The sequence below is a fragment of the Rhabdaerophilum sp. genome, from assembly GCF_046092605.1.
Taxonomy (GTDB): Bacteria; Pseudomonadota; Alphaproteobacteria; order Rhizobiales; family Beijerinckiaceae; genus Rhabdaerophilum.
The window spans coordinates 1-17,922 of sequence record NZ_JBJTDY010000102.1 but is presented as its reverse complement, the minus strand read 5'-3'; the positions used below and the strand labels follow the sequence as shown (position 1 = coordinate 17,922).

Here is a 17,922-nt window from a genome sequence, read left to right as displayed (position 1 = left end):
GTTCAGAAGCGGCAGCTTCTTCTCGTTGAGAAGTTCGGCGATCTTCTCGATCAGCCGCGATTTCTGCACGAGATAGGGACTCTCGGTGACGACGACCACGTAAGTGCCCCGCCCCGTCTCCTCCTTGTGCCAGCGGGCCCGGCACGTGCTGCAGGAGGGCTTCGAGCGACGCATTGCGATCATCGATCAGCGCCATCGCGGCAGCGCAGAGTTCGGCCGCGTTATGGGGCGGGATCGAGGTCGCCATGCCCACCGCAATGCCCTGCGCGCCATTGGCGAGCAGGTTGGGGAAGGCGCCGGGGAGAACGATCGGCTCCTCGTTGAGCCCATCATAGTTCGGACGGAAGGCGACGGCATCCTCATCGATGCCTTCGAGCAGCAGGCGGGCAACCTCGGTCATCCGCGCTTCGGTATAGCGATAGGCGGCGGCGCCATCGCCATCGACATTGCCGAAATTGCCCTGCCCGTCGACCAGCGGATAACGCGAGGAGAAATCCTGCGCCAGACGCACGAGCGCGTCGTAGATCGCCTGGTCACCATGCGGGTGGAACGTGCCCATCACGTCCCCGACGATTTTCGCGCTCTTCTTGAAGGGCGCAGCCGGGTTCAGCCGCAGGAGATGCATTCCGTAGAGAATGCGCCGATGCACGGGTTTCAGCCCGTCGCGCGCATCGGGCAAGGCGCGGTGCATGATGGTCGAGAGCGCATAGGCGAGATAACGCTCTTCCAGCGCCGCGCGCAGCGGAACAATCTCGGTGGCCCCTTCGGGCGGCGGTTCTACCGGTTTTCCCATGGAACCCGGCTAGAGGATGGGGCGATTCGCGTAAAGCGCCGCAGCCGGGTTTCCCCCAGCCTCGAGCCTCAATTGCCGAGATGCACGCTCTTCGCGCCGATCGGGCCGAGCCCGGGCGGCACCGGAACCGGCGTACCGTCGTAATTGGCGTTCAGCACCAGGCTGGGCCCATCATAGAGATCGAGGCGGCTGACCACGATGATCGTGAAGGGCGACTGGTCCGCAATGGGCCGGCGGCTGTCAACCAGGAGCAAACCTTCGGGCAGATAGATGGTGCCAGTCATTTCCCGGGCGCGTTCCGAATTGATATGATGCTCGTTGGACTTCCTGATCGGCGCAACACCACCCCCTGTCCGGAAGGAACAGCCAAACGTGCCTCTGTCATCGTCATCATCGCCTATGGCATCGCCGCAACCGCCATTGAGCCAGGAATTCGCGCCTTTCAAGAAGGTGCGGGACTCCCACAGCAGCATTCCGGCGCTGATACCGTTGATTGGCGCCGAGAGGCGGATCAGGCTGTTATCGAGGAACCGGAAGTAGGATTTCCGGCCGGAGAACATCAGCGTCACGCCATTGCCGAGCAACTCGCTGTTCTGCCTCGTGATGAGCGGCCCACCACGGAACACGAAGACGCCGGGCGCAAGCGTGACCCTGGCGGAGCCTTCGATGGTGACGCCGTTGCAGTAGACTCCGGGCAAGAGCGTTCGCTTCTCCGAATCGCGGATCACCAGCTTGTTGGCGAGGCACGGGCCATTCACGGGCGGCTCTGGCTTCTTTGCGAGCGGGTTCGCCACCGGCGGGCAATCCGTCAGAAGGGTGGTCTGGAGGATGCCCGCATGGTTCGCGATTCCCCCCCTCGCGCAGGTGAGGTTCGACTGGAGCTTCGAACCCTGCTGGATGATGATCGCTTCGCGAACAGTGGAGTTGGACTGCAGCATGCATTGCGGCGCCATGATCACCGAATTGTTGTGCATGAAGATGCCGCTATTTCGCTTCTCGCCCAACGCAAGCAAGCAAAGCTTGATCGGCTTGGAATCTGCGTTTATCCGCGCCACCGCGCTGGCCGAAAGATCGCTGAAGTTGCCGAGCATCGGCAGGATGCCGAGTGGCGCTTCGGCCGGCTTCTGGATGCGCACCTGCACGCCCATCCCGTTCTCGACGATCGTTCCGGCGACGCGCGGCGGATCGGTGAACTGCGCTGCGGCATAGGTCGTGGCCAGCGTCTGCACGCGATCCGGGCTCATCGGCCCCATGGACATTTCGCGCGCCACCGCGAGCGCCGCGGCATCCGCTGCCGCTTGCAGACGGCTCTGGTCGCGCACGACGGCGGCATAATCCACCGCGCCACCCACGAGAGCGAGAACCGAAGGCAGGGCAAGAGCGAAGATCGTGATCGTAGAGCCACGGCGATCCCGGAACAGGGCAAGCCCCTCTCGCAGGAACCGCGACGAGCTGTTTGGACCGTTGGAACCCCCGGCAATCATGATGGCCTTGTCCTCCTCGCAGGCGGAACGATGCAGTCTCTGGATAAGAGATAAGCGAAACGGGCCAAAGGAAGATCGTGCAAGTTGTTTAATCAGGCTGCACAATTTGGCTCAAAAACTACGGTTCTTCCGTAATGCGTCGGCATGAAACCTTCGGAAATCTCAGTTCGTCAGGCGCAGGTTCCTGAGCCCGATCGGGCCGAGGTCCTGCGGCACAGGCACGTCCGAACCGGCATAGTTCGTGTTCAGCACGAGGTTCGGCCCGTCTGACAATTCGAGCTTTCGCGCGAGGATCACCGTGTAATCCGAGACCTGCGCGACCGGCGCCTTCGCGCCGATGAAGAGCTGCCCTTCCGGCAGATAGATGGTGCCCGTAAGACGCATCGCGCGGTTGGCGTTGACCGAGTTGGTCTGAGAGGAATCTCGTCCGGCAGCCTTGTCCGAAAGGTTGTTCGCGCGGTCGCGCCAGATCAGCAGGCCTGCCATGGGGCCGTCCTTCGGGCCGGTCAGATTCACGAGAGCATTGTCGCGGAAGCGGAAATAGGATGCCGCCCCGCGGAAATAGAGGCCGACATGCTTGCCGCGTATCTCGGCATCATGGGTCACGTTGAGGTCCCCGTCGTGAAACACATAGATGCCCGGATTGAGGAAGACCTTGGCCGTGCCCCGGGCATCGACCCCGCCGCAATAGGTGCCCGGTTTCAGGGCATGTGTCCCGCTCTTGAAAACCAGACGGCTCGCCGCGATGCAGGAGCCGACCGGCGGGGCCGGCCGCGCCCGCAGCGGGTCTTCCACGGGCGGGCAATCGTTCAGGGTGTCGGTCCGGATGGTGCTGCCCTGATTGTTGATGCCCCCCCGCGAGCAGACGAGATCCGCCACCAGCTGGGAGCCTTCGCCCAGCCTGATGCCGCTGGGCGAGCGTGAATTCGAATGGATCGAGCACTGCGTTCCGGTGAGGCGCGCATTCTTCCTCAGTTCGAGCACCGTGCCGTTGTCACCGGTGAGAAGCATGCAAAGTTTGGAATTCTGGGACAGGATGACCTTCGACGAGGTTTCCATCACCCAGGGATCAGGCACGAAACCCAGAAAGGCATAGATCTTCGCGAAAACCGGCTTCACGGGCCGAGACACTTTCACGATGACGCTTTTGCTCATGTCATCCAGCACCGAGGTCACGGTCCAGTCGATCCTCGGACGCCTGACGCGCCCGCTCTCGGAAAGGATGGAGTCGACGGTCCGCTTCGCCACCGCCTGCACGCGCGTCGGGGACGGCTCGGCGATGATCATTTCGCGCGCGGCTCCGAGGGCGGCGCTGTCGGAGGCGGATTGCAGCGCGGCCCGCTGGCGGGAGACCATGGCGTAATCCACGGCGAGGCCCATTCCGCCCAGCAACATGGGCAGCGACAGGGCAAACATCAGAGCGGCGGCTCCGCTGCGATCGCGTGCGAATGAACGTCCTGCTTCTGCAGTCCACATGGTCCCTCTCCTAGGTCCCGATCAGGTAAGCCGCCAAAGACGAAGAATTCGATGAAAAAGATCGCTAAAATTTGCCTGAAATGTCGAAAATGTTTCGTGCTCAACGATTGGGCGGGAGTGCCTCGAGCAGCGACAGAAAGGCGGCCCGGCCCGAGCTGGGCGGCAGGGCGCGGGGCTCGAAGACGTGGCGGGCGAGGAAGAACCCGCTGAGCCGGAAGCCCGCGAGCAGCGCGGCCATGGCGGGCGTTTCATCCGGGCGGGATGGCCCGGCGAGCAGGAAGCCGGGCAAGGCGAGGAGCTTCGGCGCATAAGGCTCGCCGGCCTCGCGTGAAACCGCGCGGCCCGATTTCGGCGAGACGAAGATGAGATCCTCGCGCTGCCCCGTGGCCGCGCATTCGGAGAGATCGACCCCGAAACCGAGTTCGCGCAGGATCATCAGTTCAAAACGCACCAGCGTTTCGGCCAGCAGAAACGGCTCTCCCAGAAGCCCGCAAAGGCCGTCGGCCGCGGCATAGACCTGCGCATGGGGCTCGCGTTCGGGCAGCAGGCGCAGCAGCGTTCCCAGGTGGTTCACGGCCTGAAGCGCCAGCGGCGAAGCCAGCACCTGCCCGGCCCGCGCTTCCAGCGTTTCCGCCGTGAACTGCCCAAGATGCTCCTCGAGCCGCGCGCGCCAGACGAGCGAGACGCGATTGCCGGGCTGGAGCATCGGGGCGATGCGGCTCGAACGCCCGCCGCGCACGAGGCCGAGATGCCGGCCATGCGCCTCGGTCATCACCTCGAGGAGGGAGTCGCGCTCGCCGTGGCGGCGCGTGGCGAGAACAAGGCCCTCGTCGCGCCATTCCATCCGATTTTACGCCTTTGGCTCTTTGGGGAATTCGAGGCCCATCTCGCGATAGCGCTCGGGATCGTCGGTCCAGTTCTCGCGCACTTTCACGAAGAGGAAGAGATGCACCCTGGTTTCCGCCGCCTCGGCGATCTCCGCGCGCGCGGCCGAGCCGATCGCCTTGATGGTGCGGCCCTTCTCGCCGAGCATGATCTTCCGCTGGCTCTCGCGCTCGACATAGATCACCTGCTCGACGCGCAATTCGCCATTCTTCAGAACCTTCCAGCTTTCGGTCTCCACCGTAGAGCGATAGGGCAATTCGTCATGCAGGCGCTCGAAGATCTTCTCGCGGGTGATTTCCGCCGCGAGAAAGCGCAAGGGCGCATCGGAAATCTCGTCCTCGGGGTAAAGCCAGGGTCCCTTCGGCAGGCGGCGCGCGAGATCGGCCAGGATATCCTTCACGCCCGAACCCGCGAGAGCGGAGATCATGAAGGTCGCCTCGAATTTCGCGCGCTCGTTCAGCGACTGCGCGATGGCCAGCAATTCCTCGCGCCCCAGAAGGTCGATCTTGTTGAGGATCAGGATCTTCGGCTGGCGGATTTCCTCGAGCCGCGCAAGCACGGCCTCCTGCGCCTCGTCCTTGTGGCGGGTGACATCCACCAGCACGGCGACAACATCGGCATCCGCCGCGCCGCCCCATGCGGAGGAGACCATCGCGGTCTCAAGCCGCCGCTTCGGACGGAAAATTCCAGGGGTATCGACAAAGACGATCTGGGTCTGCCCCTCGATCGCGATGCCACGCATCTGGGTGCGGGTGGTCTGAACTTTCCGGGATACAATCGAGACCTTTGCGCCGACCAGCGCGTTGAGCAGCGTCGATTTGCCCGCATTCGGCGCGCCGATCAACGCAACGAACCCGCAGCGCGTCTCCGGGTTCCCGGTTTCGACAGTCATGACGACACTCCCTCGCGCGTGAGCCAGGTTTCGGCGGCGGCACGCTCCGCCACGCGTTTCGACGGGCCATGGGCAGAGGCCGGCGGATAGCCATCGACCAGAACCGCGACCTCGAAAACCGGAGCATGGTCCGGGCCGGAACGCCGGACATCCTGATAGCGCGGCACCGCCAGACCTTTCGCCTGCACGAATTCCTGAAGCCTGGTCTTCGGGTCCTTCGGCGCGCTCAGCGGCTCGTGCATCCGCGCTTGCCAATGGGTGCGGACGAGCGCCTTCGCCGCCTCGAAACCGCCATCGCGGAACACCGCGCCAAGCACGGCCTCGCAGGCATCGCCGAGAAGGGCGTCGCGCTTCCTCGCTCCCGAGCGCCGCTCCCCCTCCCCCAGCCGGAGATGATCCCCGAGGCCCCAGCCGCGCGCGATTTCAGCACAGGTCTCCTTGCGCACGAGATCGGCGAGGCGGCGCGAGAGATCGCCTTCCGGCGCCTTCGGGAAAGCCTCGAACAGCATCTCCGCGATCACGAGGCCCAGCACGCGATCACCGAGATATTCCAGCCGCTGGTAGGATTTCCCTCCCGGCAGCGAGACGGAGACATGGGTCAAAGCCTCATCCAGCAACTCGGCATTTCGGAACGCGTATCCGATCCGCTCTTCCAGCATGTCGCGCCCCGGCCGCGCCAAGCTCAGCGCACCTTCTGGAAGATGCGGTTCCAGCGCAGATCGGTCGGCCAGCGCCAGACCTGCCAGGCCGGCGTGCCTTCATCCATCGAGAAGAAGATGATCTGCGCCTTGCCCACGAAGTTCTCGAAGGGCACGAACCCGACGGATTGCAGATCGCGGCTGTCGGTCGAATTGTCGCGATTGTCGCCCATCATGAAGTAATGGTCGGCGGGCACGACATATTCCACGGTATTGTCGAAATAGCCGCGATCCCCCTCGCGCTCGATCACGTGGTAGCTCACGCCGTTGGGCAGGGTTTCACGGAAACGCGGCACGCGGGTCACGCGGCCGAAGGCATCGCGGTCTTCGACAAAGCCGTCCGCCACCTTCTGCACCGGCTGGCCATTGATGCGCAGGCGGCCATCGAGAACCTGAACCCGATCGCCCGGCAAACCGATGACCCGCTTAATGTAATCGGTCTCGTTATCCTTCGGCAGCTTGAAGACCACGATGTCCCCGCGTGTCGGCTCAGCAGCCCAGATTCGGCCGGAGAAGGGCGCCGCCGAGAACGGGAACGAATGCCTCGAAAAACCGTAGCTGTATTTCGAGACGAACAGATAATCCCCGATCAGCAAGGTCGGGATCAGCGAGCCCGAGGGAATCGAGAAGGGCTGGAACAGAAACGTGCGGATGACCACGGCGATCAGCAGGGCTTCCACGATCACGCGGATCGTTTCGCCCCAGCCGCCCGATCGGGCTTTCGCGGGCTCGCCCGGCGTCAGGTTCGTCATGCGGGGATTTCCTCGGGAAATTCAGGTTTCGAAGGGGTATACAGGCGGGCCTCTGCAAGGGCAATGCGGCGCCAGAGGAGCGATCATCCGCTATCGGGCAAGGCCTCGATCACCACCACGGCCAGCGCATAGGGCGCATCATCCGTGATGGTCAGGTGGATCACGGCGCGATGGCCAGCGGGAGTGATGGCCTTGAGGCGCTCGGCGGCCTTCCCCGCGAGCCGCATCGTAGGCCGGCCCGAAGGCTCGTTCACCACGCCCATGTCGCGCCAGGCGATCCCCATGCGAAGCCCGGTGCCCAGGGCTTTCGACATCGCCTCCTTGGCGGCGAAGCGCTTGGCATAGCTCGCCACGCGCTCGGCCCGGCGCTCGGAGCGGGCGCGCTCCGTATCGGTGAAGACCCGGCTGATGAACCGCTCGCCGAAACGGTTCAGCGTCTGCTCGATACGGTCGATGCGGCAGAGATCGGAGCCGATCCCGATGATCATGCGCGTTGCGCCACACCACGATCCATGCTCGCGCGCATCCGGCGGACCGCCTCGGGCAAACCAACGAAGATCGCCTCGCCAATGAGGAAATGCCCGATGTTGAATTCCACGAATTCCGGCACGGTGGCCAGTTTTTCGGCCGTCTCGAAATCAAGGCCGTGGCCCGCATGCATTTCGAGGCCAATCGAAGCCCCGAACGCCGCACCGGCCTTGAGGCGCTGGAATTCCGCCTCTGCTTTCGCGGCATCCCCCGCTTCCACCGCATGGCACCAGGTGCCGGTATGGAGTTCCACGATATCCGCGCCCAGTTCTTTCGAAACCCGGATCGGCGCCTCATCCGGCTCGATGAAGAGCGAGATGCGGCAGCCCGCGGCCTTCAGCTTCGCGATGGCCGGGATGAGTGCGGCCTTCTGGCCCACCACATCCAGCCCGCCTTCGGTGGTGCGTTCCTCGCGCTTTTCCGGCACGAGGCAGCAGGCATGGGGCCGCGCGCGGGTTGCGATGGCGAGCATCTCGTCCGTCACCGCCATCTCGAAATTCAGCGGCTTCGAGATTTCAGCCTTGAGACATTCAATATCCGCATCGCGAATATGCCGGCGATCCTCCCTGAGATGCGCCGTGATGCCATCCGCCCCCGCTTCGATGGCGAGAAGCGCGGCACGCACGGGATCGGGCCGTGCGCCGCCCCGCGCATTTCGAACGGTGGCGACATGATCGATATTCACCCCGAGGCGGAGTTTCGCGCTCATCCGGCCTTTGCCCCCTGAATGCTGCGCGAACCCGGTTTGATCGGCGGGATTTTCGCCAGTTCCGGCGGCAATTCGCGCGGATCGTAATCCGGTACGACGAATTCACACAAAGCGACGAGCGGCGCGCCGACATCGGCCTTGCCGCCCGAGCGGTCGATGAGGCAGGCGACGCCGAGGATCTGGCCCGGCTGGTCGCCCAGCGAGTTCAGGCATTCGCGCACCGAGAGGCCCGTGGTCACGATATCCTCGACCACCACCACGCGCTCGCCCTCGCGGATCTCGAAGCCGCGGCGAAGCTGGAACACGCCATCCTCGCGCTCGACGAAGATGGAGCGGGCGCCCAGCGCGCGGGCGATCTCGTAGCCCGGCACGATGCCGCCGATCGCGGGGGCCACCACCACATCCACCTTGCCGAAAGCGGCCGTGAGCTTTTCGGCCAGGGCGCGGCAGAGCGTCTCGGTGCGACCCGGATGCTCGAACACCCGGAATTTCTGGATGAAGACCGGCGAGCGCCGCCCCGAGGACAGGATGAAATGCCCCTCCAGCAGGGCACCGGCCGCGCGGAACTCTGCCAGGATCTCGTCTCTCGTCATGCGCCCGGCCCCTCCTTCGGAAAGATCATGCAGGTTTCAGAGATGTGGGCGTAAACCTTGTCGGCGAAATCGACAAGTTTCGCTTCGCCGAGCGCATTCTCCGGCGGGCTGCGCCCGGTTCGCGTGAGGTCAACATCCGGCGGCAAGGCTGCGAGGCGGCCCATCAGCCCACAACCCTGTCGACATTGGCGATCATCGGTTTCGCCTTGAGATCGGTGATGATGGTGGTGAGATGCTTGATGTTCCATACCTCGATGTCGAACAGCATCTCGCGGAAATCCCTGGTCTTCGAGCGCATCTCGATATTGTCGATATTCGCATCGGTCTCCGCCATCACGCGGGCCACTTCCGCGAGGCTGCCCGGCTCGTTGATCACCGAGACGATGAGCCGCGCGGGGTAGCGGCGGCGCTCGCCCTCCTCCACATCCCAGCGCACATCCAGCCAGCGCCAGGGCTCCTCGTCGAAGGCCGAGAGACTCGGCGACTGGATGGGGTAGATCGTGATTCCCTCGCCTGGCGTCAGGATGCCGACGATCCGCTCGCCCGGCACCGGTCCGCCACCCGGCGCGAAACGCACCGGCAGGTCATCCGAAAGGCCGCGAATGGGCAGCGCGCCCGCGCCCCCTTCCTTGCCCGGCACCTTGAATTTCACCTCGTCGGCGCCCTGCACGCCGAACCAGCCCGCGCCACTGGGGCCGGCGGGCGCTTTCGGCGTTTCCTCCTTGAAATCGGGGAACACCGCCTTCACGACATCGCCGGAATGGAGTTCTCCGCGGCCCACGGCGGCAAAGACATCCTCGAGGCCGGGCCGGGCCAGCCGCCGCACGACAGAGGCAAGCTTCTCCTCGGTCTGCGGCTTGCCCATGCGCTCGAAAGCACGCTCGATGATGCGCCGACCAAGCCCGGCGAATTGCTTCCGCACGGCCTCGCGCGTCGCGCGGCGGATGGAGGATCGCGCCTTGCCGGTCACGACGAGGCTCTCCCATGCCGGCGGCGGCACCTGCGCCTCGGAGGTGAGGATTTCCACCTCGTCGCCGTTGCGCAATTCACTCGTCAGCGGCGCATTGCGGCCATTGATGCGGCAGCCCACGGCGTGATTGCCCACATCGGTATGCACCGCATAGGCAAAATCGATCGGGGTCGCGCTGCGCGGCAGGGTGATGAGGAGCCCCTTGGGCGTGAAGCAGAACACCTGATCATGAAAGAGCTCGAGTTTCGTGTGCTCGAGGAACTCTTCGGGATTGTCACCCTCGGCGAGGGTCTCGATCGTTCGGCGCAGCCAGTTATAGGCACGCGCCTCCTTGCCGAGCACGGCGTCGCGCTCGGCGACGGTCTGGTCCTTGTAGAGCGCGTGCGCCGCGATGCCGTATTCGGCGATCTCGTCCATCGCCTGCGTGCGGATCTGAAGCTCGACGCGCTGGTGCTTGGGACCGACGACGGTGGTGTGGATCGAACGATAATCGTTCTGCTTCGGCGTAGAGATGTAATCCTTGAAGCGCCCCGGAACGAACGGCCAGGCGTTGTGAACGATTCCCAGCACGCGGTAGCAATCAGGGATGTTGCCCACCAACACCCGGAAACCCAGGATATCCGGCAATTGCTCGAAGGAGACGCTCTTGCGCTCCATCTTCCGCCAGATGGAATAGGGCCGCTTCTCGCGTCCCTTCACATCACCCTCGATGCCGTTGGCGGCGAGTTTCCCGCGCAGATCGTTCTCGATGAAGGCGATGATCGGCCCTGCGCGTGACCGGAACGCCTCCAGCCGCTGCATCACCATCATATGCGCATCGGGCATGAGCACGCGGAAGCAGATTTCCTCGAGTTCCTCGCGCATCTCCTGCATGCCGATGCGGCCCGCGAGCGGGGCGTAGATCTCGAGCGTTTCCTCGGCGATGCGCGCGCGCTTGTCTGGCGGCACATAATGCAGCGTGCGCATGTTGTGCAGGCGATCAGCCAGCTTCACGAGCAGCACGCGCGCATCCTCGGCGACGGCCAGAAGCATCTTGCGCAGGTTTTCAGCCTGCGCAGCCTTCTTGGAGACGAGATCGAGCTTCTTGATCTTGGTCAGACCCTCGACAAGGGTCGCGATGTCGTCGCCGAAGCGGCTCTCGATATCCGTGCGGGTGGTTTCGGTATCCTCGATCGTGTCATGGAGCATCGCGGCGGCGATGGTTTCGTCATCGACACGCAATTCGGTGAGGATGGCCGCGACTTCGAGGGGATGCGAAAAATAGGGATCGCCGGAAGCACGCTTCTGCGAGCCATGCGCCTTCATGGCGTAGACATAGGCCCTGTTGAGCAGGTCCTCATCCGCGCGTGGATTATAGCGCTTCACCCGCTCGACGAGTTCGTACTGCCGCATCATGGCCGGCTGTCTTGCCCGTGCTGTGGCGTGCCGCGACGGAAAGCGTGACGCATCATTCACATCAAAAAGGGCGGCGCAAAATGCGACGCCCTTCTCAATATGACAACCGGATTTCCGCCGCGCAACGGCGAAGTATCGGATTATTCGTCGTCGTCCTGCTCGGTCGGCGCGACCAGGCCATCGAGGCCTCGCAGCAGGTCTTCTTCCGACATGCGGTCGAATTCCACCGCCGAATCGTCATCCGACGAAAGCGCCGCCGGCTGAAACCCGCCAGAGGGCGCCTGCAGGCGGGGCACGGCCTCGGGTTCGGGCTCGTCCACCTCGACATATTTCTGCAGCGAATGGATGAACTCTTCCTTCAGATCGCCCGGCGAAAGGCGCTCCTCGGCAATCTCGCGCAAGGCGACAACCGGGTTCTTGTCGCGATCCCGCGCGACCAGCGGATTAGAGCCATTGGCCAGCATGCGGGCACGGTGGCTCGCAAGCAGCACGAGTTCGAAACGGTTCTCAACCTTGTCGACGCAATCTTCGACGGTGACGCGAGCCATGAAAGACACGCTCCTTAACGCTTGAATTTTAAAGGAAGACTTGCGCATACACGCTTCCGGCTCCGGCCGCAAGCCGCAGCCCGCCCGGAAAGGCGTCCGACTGATCGAAACCGGACGTTTTCGCCAAAGTATCGGAAAACTTGCACGCACGCAATGGACCACCCGCATCATTTGCGGCACATTTCCAACGTTAATGAAGATCGTCATTTCAACACGATCACCTTTGATGGAACGCTACCCCCATGGATCGCATCGCCCTGTTTATCGATGGCGCAAATCTCTACGCCACCTCGAAGAGCCTTGGCTTCGACATTGATTATCGCCAGCTCCTCAAGGAATACGGCTCGCGCGGCTATCTCGTTCGCGCCTTCTATTACACCGCGCTCGTCGAGGATCAGGAATATTCCTCCATCCGTCCGCTGATCGATTGGCTGGATTACAATGGATATTCGGTCGTGACCAAGCCGGTGAAGGAATTCACCGATGCGCAGGGGCGCCGCAAGGTGAAGGGCAACATGGATATCGAGCTCGCGGTGGATGCGATGGAGCTCGCCCCCTTCATCACCCACATGGTTCTGTTCTCCGGCGACGGCGATTTCCGCTCTCTGGTGGAGGCCATCCAACGCAAGGGCGTGCGCGTCTCGGTAGTCTCGACCATCCAGACCCAGCCGCCGATGATCGCGGATGATCTCCGCCGCCAGGCCGACCAGTTCGTGGAACTCGCAGAGCTTCAGTCGAAGATCGGGCGCGATCCGGCCCAGCGCCCGGTGCGCGAGCCGCGCAGCCCCGGCATGGCCGAAGGCCGTTCCGGCATGCCCTCCTTCATCGAGCGCCCGTCCCGCCCCGCGCGGGATCGTGACGACGAGTGAGCGAGCCCTCCGGCGATTGCCCGCTTTGCCCGCGCCTCGCTGCCTTTCGCAGTGAATGCCGGAGCCGCGAGCCGGGTTGGCATAATGCGCCGGTTCCCGCCTTCGGCAGCGCGGATGCGCGACTGCTCATCGTCGGGCTTGCGCCGGGTTTGCGCGGCGCGAATGCCACGGGCCGGCCATTCACCGGCGATTATGCCGGCGACCTGCTCTATCGCACATTGATCGATTTCGGTTTCGCGACCGGCGAATACCGCGCGCGGCCCGATGACGGGCTGCGGCTTCAGGATTGCCGCATCACCAATGCCGTGCGCTGCGTGCCGCCGAAGAACAAGCCGGAACCGGCGGAAATCACGCAATGCCGGCCGTTCCTTGAAGGTGTCATTGCCGGAATGCCCCGCCTTTCGAGCATTCTCGTGCTGGGGCAGATCGCGCATCAGAGCACGGTGCGTGCCCTGGGCGAAAAGGCATCCCGCGTGCCGTTCAGGCATGGTGGGGAAGTGCCGATCGGCCGGGTGATTCTGGTCTCGAGCTACCATTGCTCGCGCTACAACACGAATACCGGCGTGCTGACGGAAGCGATGTTCCGCGATGTGTTCGCGCGCATCAGGGCGCTGGTTGCTTAACCGCGATCGCGCAGCAGCCGCCCCTGCTCGCGCTTCCAGTCGCGTTCCTTCTCGCTCTCGCGCTTGTCGTGCAGCTTCTTGCCGCGCGCGATCGCGACCTCGATCTTTGCCCGGCCCTTCTCGTTGAAATAGACCTTCAGCGGAATGAGCGTCATGCCCTCGCGCTCGATGGCTTGCGCGAAGCGGGCGATCTGCTTCTTGCTGGCGAGCAGCTTGCGCGGCCGTTTCGGCTCGTGGTTGAAGCGATTGGCCTGCAGATATTCCGGAATATAGGAATTCACGAGCATGAGTTCGCCGTTCTCGATCGTGGCGTAGCTCTCGGCGATCGTCGCCTTGCCGCCGCGCAGGGCCTTCACCTCGGTGCCCGTGAGCACGAGCCCGGCCTCGATCGCGTCGACGATCTCGAAATTGTAGCGGGCCTTGCGGTTATCGGCCGCGATTCTGAAGCGGGGATTGTCGGTCATGGATCGTATGTGGGCTCAGCGGGCCGTGCGCGCAAGATGCGCCGCGATGAGCGCGCGCATCGCTTCGGCCTGCGCATCGCCATCCTCGGCGAGCCCTGCGACGACGCCCTGCTGATCCTCAACCCGGCGGTTCTGGCTCAGCTTGAACTTGCCGGTGATCTCGCGGATCGCGATCTCCACGCCCACGATGCCGCGCATCTGCGCCTCGATGAAGGGCTCCGGCGCATCATTCACGGACCATGGCTGGGCGCGGCCGGCCTCATGCTGCCGCGTCAGCTGGTCGATCTGGCCATGCAGCCATTGACGGCTGTCATCCACCCTGGCCGGTCCCCTCACCTGCACCACGATGTAATTCCAGGTCGGCACAACCTTGTGGGTCTCGGCCTTGGTCGCATACCAGCTTGGCGAAACGTAATGCTCGACACTCTGGAAGATCGCGAGCGGCTCGGCGCCGGCCTTCAATTCCTGCCATTGCGGGTTGGGCCGCGCGAGATGCGCTCGAAGAACTTCACGGCCGGGCTCACCGGTCAGCACGAAGGGAATGGGGTTCGCCATCAGCCCGCCCGGCCCCGCCGTGATCAACTGGGCGAGCGGATGAGCGCGGATCACATCGAAGAGTGCCGCACGATCCTCGACCCGGAAATGCGCGGGCTCATACATGAAGTTCCCCTATTCCAATCGCAAGATCCTCACGCGAGCCGACTGTCTCTTCGCTTGTTTCTTGCTTCTCATGCACTCAGTTCAGCAGGCCCGCATGCTGGAGTGCCGAGCGCAACGCGGCTTTCGTTGCCTCCTGCGCAACCGGCATCATCGGAAGGCGGATTTCCTCGTTCATCCGTCCCAGAAGCTTCAGCGCGTGCTTCGCGCCGGCAAGGCCCGGCTCCTTGAACACTGCATCATGCAGCGGCACGAGGCGATCCTGCACTCCGAGCGCGCCGACGAAATCGCCCTTGAGGCTCAGGGCCTGCATCTCCGCGCAAAGGCGCGGCGCGACATTGGACACAACCGAAATGCAGCCATGCCCACCCGCCGCATTATAGGCGAGCGCTGTCATGTCCTCGCCCGAGAGCTGGATGAAATCCTTGCCGCAGAGGTGGCGCTGCTGGGAAACGCGCGCGAGATTGGCGGTCGCATCCTTCACGCCGGCGATGTTCCTCAGTTCAAACAACCGGGCCATCGTCTCGTTCGACATATCCACCACCGAACGTGGCGGAATGTTGTAGATGAAGATCGGGATGCCCACGGCATCGTTCACCGCCTTGAAGTGGTGGTAGAGCCCTTCCTGCGTCGGACGATTGTAATAGGGCGTGACGACGAGCAGCGCATCGGCGCCTGCCTTCTCGCCATGCGTCGCGAGGTCGATCGCCTCGGCGGTGTTGTTCGAACCCGCGCCGGCGATCACCGCAACGCGGCCCCTGGCCTCGGCGATGCACCATTCCACCACGCGCTTGTGCTCGTCATGGGAGAGCGTCGGGCTTTCGCCCGTGGTGCCTACCGGCACAAGGCCATTCGTGCCCTCGGCGATCTGCCAGGAGACATGCTCGCGGAACGCCGCCTCATCGAGCGCGCCGCCTTTGAACGGCGTCACCAGAGCCGTGAAAGAGCCGCGGAAACGGTGGGCATTGGCCGGAGCGCTCATCGGAAAGGGTCCATGTCGAATGCCGGGTCTTGTGATGCGGCAGATCGAAGGTTTCATCGGAAAACGCTTGCCGCGTCAACCGCTGCGGATAGAACGGCAGGAAATCGCGCAGGAGAGACGTGATGCCGATGCCTTCCGATTCCGCAACGCCGCATCCGGAACTTCAGGGCTGGCAGAGCCTGTTCTACCGTTCGGGGGACGGGCTTCGCCTGCACATCGCCGAAACGGGCGACCGGCATGCCGCTCGGCTGCCGGTGATCTGCCTGCCCGGCCTCACCCGCAACGCGCTCGATTTCGAGGTGGTCGGCAACCGCATCGCACGGGATCAGGGCCGGCGCGTGCTGGCCTTCGATTATCGCGGCCGGGGCCTGTCGGATTATGATTCCGACTGGAAGAAATACGATCTCATGGTGGAGCTGGAGGATCTCCACGCCGCCCTCACCGCCCTTGGCATCCCGCGTGCGCTGTTCCTCGGCAACTCGCGCGGCGGGCTGCTCACCATGCTCACGGCCATCACGCGGCCCGGTGTGCTGGCAGGCGCGATCCTGAACGATATCGGCGCGATCATCGAGGCACAGGGGCTTGCGCGCATCCGCTCCTATGTCGGCAAGATCCCGACGCCGCGTTCGGAAGATCAGGCCGTCATCACGCTGAAGCACCTGTTCGGGGGCTCCTTCCCGGAGGAGAGCGACGAGAGCTGGCTCGCCTTTGCCCGCCGGGTCTGGCGAAGCGAGAATGGCCAGCTGGTTCCGCGCTACGATACCAACCTGATGCGCACCTTGGCGGATCTCGACCTCGAAAAACCCATTCCCCCGCTCTGGCCGCAATTCGATGCGCTGAAGCCCGTGCCCTTCCTGCTCATTCGTGGCGAACTTTCCGATCTTCTCTCGCAGGAGACGGCGGAGGCGATGGTCGCCCGGCATCAGCAGGGGGAATTCGGCCAACCCGCGCGGCTGCATATCGCGCCGAAGCAGGGCCATGCGCCGCTCCTGGAGGATGAGCCGACGATCGCCGCAATTCTCGATTTTCTGGCCATCGCCGATCCCGCCTGAGCCGGGTCAGCCCTTCTTATAGGGCGGCGGCTTCACGGGCTGGCCGGGCTTCGCGACATTGTCCCGCCCCTTGTCACCATCATCGGCGGAGCTGGGCACGAGGCCCTTGGCGACGCGCTTCGAGAACTCTGTATCGGCGCCCGTTGCGAGCTGCCTTGCCTGGCCCACCCAATCCTCGCGCTCGATGCGGCCGGGGAATGCGAGGTGGGAACCCACCCACTGCATTTCCTCGGCACTCCAGCCGGCGATCTGATCGAAATGCCAGATGCCCAGCGCGTGGAGCCGCCCCTCATTCTGCCGACCGATGCCGCGAATGCGCTTGAGGTCATCCGCCCTGCCCTCGCGCGGCGCCTCAAGCCCTTGCGGCTTCACGCCTGCATGAACCGGCTCGGCCGGCGCGCCAGCCGATGCCGCAGGCTGTGCCGCAGCAGCTCGGCCCAGGATCTGCTGAGCCTCATGTTTCCAGCGCCACCACCAGCTGGGGAAACGGCCCTCGAATCCGAGCTGCCGGAAGAGCCAGCGTCGCTGCCCGGCCGTGAGCGCGGCGATCTGGTCGAAATGGTAGAGGCCCAGCGCGTTGAGTTTCCTTTCCGTCTCCGGATCAATGCCGAAAATGCGCGTGAGGTCATCCGGCCTCCCGCCCCTCGGAAGGCTCAGGCCCGTGATGGCCTGCTCGATGGCCTCGGCGGCGGGCTCGGCATCCACCATCATCGGCTCGACCGCGAGTTCCTTCGGCCGGGCGGAAACCGGCTCAGCGGCTGGAAGCGGCACGGAAACGGAAGGCGGTGCAGGGACGGGCGCCACCGGATCGGCCCGGGGAACGGCCGGTGCGGTTTCCTCAGCCAGCCGGCCCTTCCAGAGATCGCCAAGGAAGCAGCCGATGAAATAGCATCCGGTCAGCAGCATGCCGAGATCGACCCAGAAACCAGGCCCATCCCGAAACACGCGCGACGACGCAACCAGCGCGCCGACACCCAGCAGCATCGCCCAGGGGATGAGCCCGCGCCAGAAGGCCGCATCGCGCCCACGGAACGTGAACCACCCCACCGCGAGGCCCAGCACGAAGGCCGCGAGCAGCCAGAGCCAGAATTGTCCGATCAGATAGGTCATGGCCGCACCTCACTGCACCGTGAATTCGATCCGACGGTTCTGCGCCCGCCCTTCTGCCGTCTCGTTGGAGGCGATGGGCCGGCTCGCACCATAACCGCGCGCCTCGATGCGCTCCCCGGCAATGCCGGATTTCGCAAGATAATCCACCACCGATCTTGCCCGCGCTTCCGAGAGGGCGAAGTTGCTCTCGGCCGAACCGACGGAATCCGTGTGTCCCGCGATCTCGACCTTCGCGCCTTCGCAACGGCGCACGGCCACCACGAGCCGATCCAGAAGGCCGAAGCTTTCCGGCGCGATGGCCGAGGAGCCGGTGTCGAACTGGATTCGCGCGCGGGAAAGCAAATCCCGGAACAGGAAATTGCACTCGCCGACCACCCGGATCAGCGGCGGCGGAGATGCCGTGTTGATGTCGAGCGTGACGCCGAAGCTCGCGGGCACGCGG

Annotated in this window: 20 protein-coding genes and 1 pseudogene; 3 read left to right on the top strand and 18 right to left on the bottom strand. The window is 64.2% G+C overall.

Translation table 11 applies throughout. The features are described 5' to 3' along the window. From ACKODO_RS08175 to rpoZ, 13 genes and pseudogenes are all read right to left on the bottom strand, one after another. A pseudogene (locus ACKODO_RS08175) lies at positions 1 to 793 on the bottom strand (DNA gyrase subunit A); the annotation flags it as partial. 68 nt (positions 794 to 861) lie between these two features. Beyond that, positions 862 to 2,277, bottom strand: a complete 1,416-nt coding sequence (locus tag ACKODO_RS08170; RefSeq protein ID WP_408982949.1) for a TadE/TadG family type IV pilus assembly protein — start codon at positions 2,275 to 2,277, stop codon at positions 862 to 864. Between the two features lie 162 nt (positions 2,278 to 2,439). After that, positions 2,440 to 3,753 (bottom strand): TadE/TadG family type IV pilus assembly protein, encoded by a 1,314-nt coding sequence (locus ACKODO_RS08165; protein ID WP_408982948.1) that lies wholly within the window; start codon positions 3,751 to 3,753, stop codon positions 2,440 to 2,442. A 100-nt stretch (positions 3,754 to 3,853) separates the two neighbouring features. Continuing rightward, positions 3,854 to 4,597, bottom strand: a complete 744-nt coding sequence (gene recO / locus ACKODO_RS08160; RefSeq protein ID WP_408982947.1) for a DNA repair protein RecO — start codon at positions 4,595 to 4,597, stop codon at positions 3,854 to 3,856. Between the two features lie 6 nt (positions 4,598 to 4,603). Next, complete coding sequence (era, locus tag ACKODO_RS08155; RefSeq protein WP_408982946.1) at positions 4,604 to 5,530, bottom strand: GTPase Era; 927 nt, start codon at positions 5,528 to 5,530, stop codon at positions 4,604 to 4,606. Then, positions 5,527 to 6,210, bottom strand: coding sequence for a ribonuclease III (gene rnc / locus ACKODO_RS08150; protein WP_408982945.1), 684 nt, complete (start codon positions 6,208 to 6,210; stop codon positions 5,527 to 5,529). The genes era and rnc overlap by 4 nt, the downstream gene beginning before the upstream one ends. Before the next feature lie 2 nt (positions 6,211 to 6,212). Next, positions 6,213 to 6,980 carry a signal peptidase I gene (lepB, locus tag ACKODO_RS08145; RefSeq protein WP_408982944.1) on the bottom strand — a complete coding sequence of 256 codons (768 nt, stop codon included), beginning with the start codon at positions 6,978 to 6,980 and terminating at the stop codon, positions 6,213 to 6,215. An 83-nt stretch (positions 6,981 to 7,063) separates the two neighbouring features. Continuing rightward, positions 7,064 to 7,468 (bottom strand): holo-ACP synthase, encoded by a 405-nt coding sequence (acpS, locus tag ACKODO_RS08140; protein ID WP_408982943.1) that lies wholly within the window; start codon positions 7,466 to 7,468, stop codon positions 7,064 to 7,066. Then, positions 7,465 to 8,217: a pyridoxine 5'-phosphate synthase gene (locus ACKODO_RS08135; protein WP_408982942.1), complete on the bottom strand. Its 753-nt coding sequence runs from the start codon at positions 8,215 to 8,217 to the stop codon at positions 7,465 to 7,467. Before ACKODO_RS08135 ends, acpS begins: the two co-directional genes overlap by 4 nt. Continuing rightward, entirely contained in the window at positions 8,214 to 8,810 is a 597-nt protein-coding gene (pyrE, locus tag ACKODO_RS08130) for an orotate phosphoribosyltransferase (RefSeq protein ID WP_408982941.1), read from the bottom strand. Before pyrE ends, ACKODO_RS08135 begins: the two co-directional genes overlap by 4 nt. Then, positions 8,807 to 8,974: a hypothetical protein gene (locus tag ACKODO_RS08125; RefSeq protein ID WP_408982940.1), complete on the bottom strand. Its 168-nt coding sequence runs from the start codon at positions 8,972 to 8,974 to the stop codon at positions 8,807 to 8,809. The genes pyrE and ACKODO_RS08125 overlap by 4 nt, the downstream gene beginning before the upstream one ends. Continuing rightward, a complete protein-coding gene (locus tag ACKODO_RS08120) occupies positions 8,974 to 11,175 on the bottom strand; it encodes a RelA/SpoT family protein (RefSeq protein WP_408982939.1) in 2,202 nt (733 codons plus the stop codon). Before ACKODO_RS08120 ends, ACKODO_RS08125 begins: the two co-directional genes overlap by 1 nt. Positions 11,176 to 11,315: 140 nt before the next feature. Next, complete coding sequence (gene rpoZ, locus ACKODO_RS08115) at positions 11,316 to 11,723, bottom strand: DNA-directed RNA polymerase subunit omega (protein WP_408982938.1); 408 nt, start codon at positions 11,721 to 11,723, stop codon at positions 11,316 to 11,318. Positions 11,724 to 11,965: 242 nt separating this feature from the next. On the opposite strand from rpoZ, the gene ACKODO_RS08110 reads away from it, so the two are divergent. Together ACKODO_RS08110 and ACKODO_RS08105 are read left to right on the top strand one after the other, a co-directional pair. Further along, positions 11,966 to 12,592: an NYN domain-containing protein gene (locus ACKODO_RS08110; protein WP_408982937.1), complete on the top strand. Its 627-nt coding sequence runs from the start codon at positions 11,966 to 11,968 to the stop codon at positions 12,590 to 12,592. Beyond that, a complete protein-coding gene (locus ACKODO_RS08105) occupies positions 12,589 to 13,215 on the top strand; it encodes a uracil-DNA glycosylase (protein WP_408982936.1) in 627 nt (208 codons plus the stop codon). The genes ACKODO_RS08110 and ACKODO_RS08105 overlap by 4 nt, the downstream gene beginning before the upstream one ends. Here the strand turns inward: ACKODO_RS08105 and smpB are convergent. The 3 genes from smpB to dapA all read right to left on the bottom strand — a co-directional run bounded on the left by smpB (position 13,212) and on the right by dapA (position 15,318). Continuing rightward, on the bottom strand, positions 13,212 to 13,679 hold the full coding sequence (smpB, locus tag ACKODO_RS08100) for an SsrA-binding protein SmpB (protein WP_408982935.1): 468 nt from the start codon (positions 13,677 to 13,679) through the stop codon (positions 13,212 to 13,214). The genes ACKODO_RS08105 and smpB overlap by 4 nt on opposite strands. A gap of 15 nt (positions 13,680 to 13,694) precedes the next feature. After that, positions 13,695 to 14,339 (bottom strand): FMN-binding negative transcriptional regulator, encoded by a 645-nt coding sequence (locus ACKODO_RS08095; RefSeq protein ID WP_408982934.1) that lies wholly within the window; start codon positions 14,337 to 14,339, stop codon positions 13,695 to 13,697. A 76-nt stretch (positions 14,340 to 14,415) separates the two neighbouring features. After that, positions 14,416 to 15,318 carry a 4-hydroxy-tetrahydrodipicolinate synthase gene (gene dapA, locus ACKODO_RS08090; RefSeq protein ID WP_408982933.1) on the bottom strand — a complete coding sequence of 301 codons (903 nt, stop codon included), beginning with the start codon at positions 15,316 to 15,318 and terminating at the stop codon, positions 14,416 to 14,418. Positions 15,319 to 15,440: 122 nt separating this feature from the next. Between dapA and ACKODO_RS08085 the strand changes: the two genes are divergently transcribed. Then, entirely contained in the window at positions 15,441 to 16,370 is a 930-nt protein-coding gene (locus ACKODO_RS08085; protein WP_408982932.1) for an alpha/beta fold hydrolase, read from the top strand. Between the two features lie 6 nt (positions 16,371 to 16,376). Here the strand turns inward: ACKODO_RS08085 and ACKODO_RS08080 are convergent, their stop codons facing one another. Both ACKODO_RS08080 and ACKODO_RS08075 read right to left on the bottom strand, forming a co-directional pair. Continuing rightward, on the bottom strand, positions 16,377 to 17,480 hold the full coding sequence (locus tag ACKODO_RS08080) for a hypothetical protein (RefSeq protein WP_408982931.1): 1,104 nt from the start codon (positions 17,478 to 17,480) through the stop codon (positions 16,377 to 16,379). Between the two features lie 9 nt (positions 17,481 to 17,489). Further along, a partial coding sequence (locus tag ACKODO_RS08075; RefSeq protein WP_408982930.1) for an OmpA family protein occupies positions 17,490 to 17,922 on the bottom strand: 433 nt, incomplete at its 5' end.

What these genes read in the sequence shown, in the direction of transcription:
- ACKODO_RS08170 (WP_408982949.1), bottom strand. Translation starts at nt 2,277, where the DNA reads ATGATTGCCGGGGGTTCCAACGGTCCAAACAGCTCGTCGCGGTTCCTG.
- ACKODO_RS08165 (WP_408982948.1), bottom strand. Translation starts at nt 3,753, where the DNA reads ATGTGGACTGCAGAAGCAGGACGTTCATTCGCACGCGATCGCAGCGGA.
- recO (WP_408982947.1), bottom strand. Translation starts at nt 4,597, where the DNA reads ATGGAATGGCGCGACGAGGGCCTTGTTCTCGCCACGCGCCGCCACGGC.
- era (WP_408982946.1), bottom strand. Translation starts at nt 5,530, where the DNA reads ATGACTGTCGAAACCGGGAACCCGGAGACGCGCTGCGGGTTCGTTGCG.
- lepB (WP_408982944.1), bottom strand. Translation starts at nt 6,980, where the DNA reads ATGACGAACCTGACGCCGGGCGAGCCCGCGAAAGCCCGATCGGGCGGC.
- acpS (WP_408982943.1), bottom strand. Translation starts at nt 7,468, where the DNA reads ATGATCATCGGGATCGGCTCCGATCTCTGCCGCATCGACCGTATCGAG.
- ACKODO_RS08135 (WP_408982942.1), bottom strand. Translation starts at nt 8,217, where the DNA reads ATGAGCGCGAAACTCCGCCTCGGGGTGAATATCGATCATGTCGCCACC.
- pyrE (WP_408982941.1), bottom strand. Translation starts at nt 8,810, where the DNA reads ATGACGAGAGACGAGATCCTGGCAGAGTTCCGCGCGGCCGGTGCCCTG.
- ACKODO_RS08125 (WP_408982940.1), bottom strand. Translation starts at nt 8,974, where the DNA reads ATGGGCCGCCTCGCAGCCTTGCCGCCGGATGTTGACCTCACGCGAACC.
- ACKODO_RS08120 (WP_408982939.1), bottom strand. Translation starts at nt 11,175, where the DNA reads ATGATGCGGCAGTACGAACTCGTCGAGCGGGTGAAGCGCTATAATCCA.
- rpoZ (WP_408982938.1), bottom strand. Translation starts at nt 11,723, where the DNA reads ATGGCTCGCGTCACCGTCGAAGATTGCGTCGACAAGGTTGAGAACCGT.
- ACKODO_RS08110 (WP_408982937.1), top strand. Translation starts at nt 11,966, where the DNA reads ATGGATCGCATCGCCCTGTTTATCGATGGCGCAAATCTCTACGCCACC.
- smpB (WP_408982935.1), bottom strand. Translation starts at nt 13,679, where the DNA reads ATGACCGACAATCCCCGCTTCAGAATCGCGGCCGATAACCGCAAGGCC.
- ACKODO_RS08095 (WP_408982934.1), bottom strand. Translation starts at nt 14,339, where the DNA reads ATGTATGAGCCCGCGCATTTCCGGGTCGAGGATCGTGCGGCACTCTTC.
- dapA (WP_408982933.1), bottom strand. Translation starts at nt 15,318, where the DNA reads ATGAGCGCTCCGGCCAATGCCCACCGTTTCCGCGGCTCTTTCACGGCT.
- ACKODO_RS08085 (WP_408982932.1), top strand. Translation starts at nt 15,441, where the DNA reads ATGCCGATGCCTTCCGATTCCGCAACGCCGCATCCGGAACTTCAGGGC.
- ACKODO_RS08080 (WP_408982931.1), bottom strand. Translation starts at nt 17,480, where the DNA reads ATGACCTATCTGATCGGACAATTCTGGCTCTGGCTGCTCGCGGCCTTC.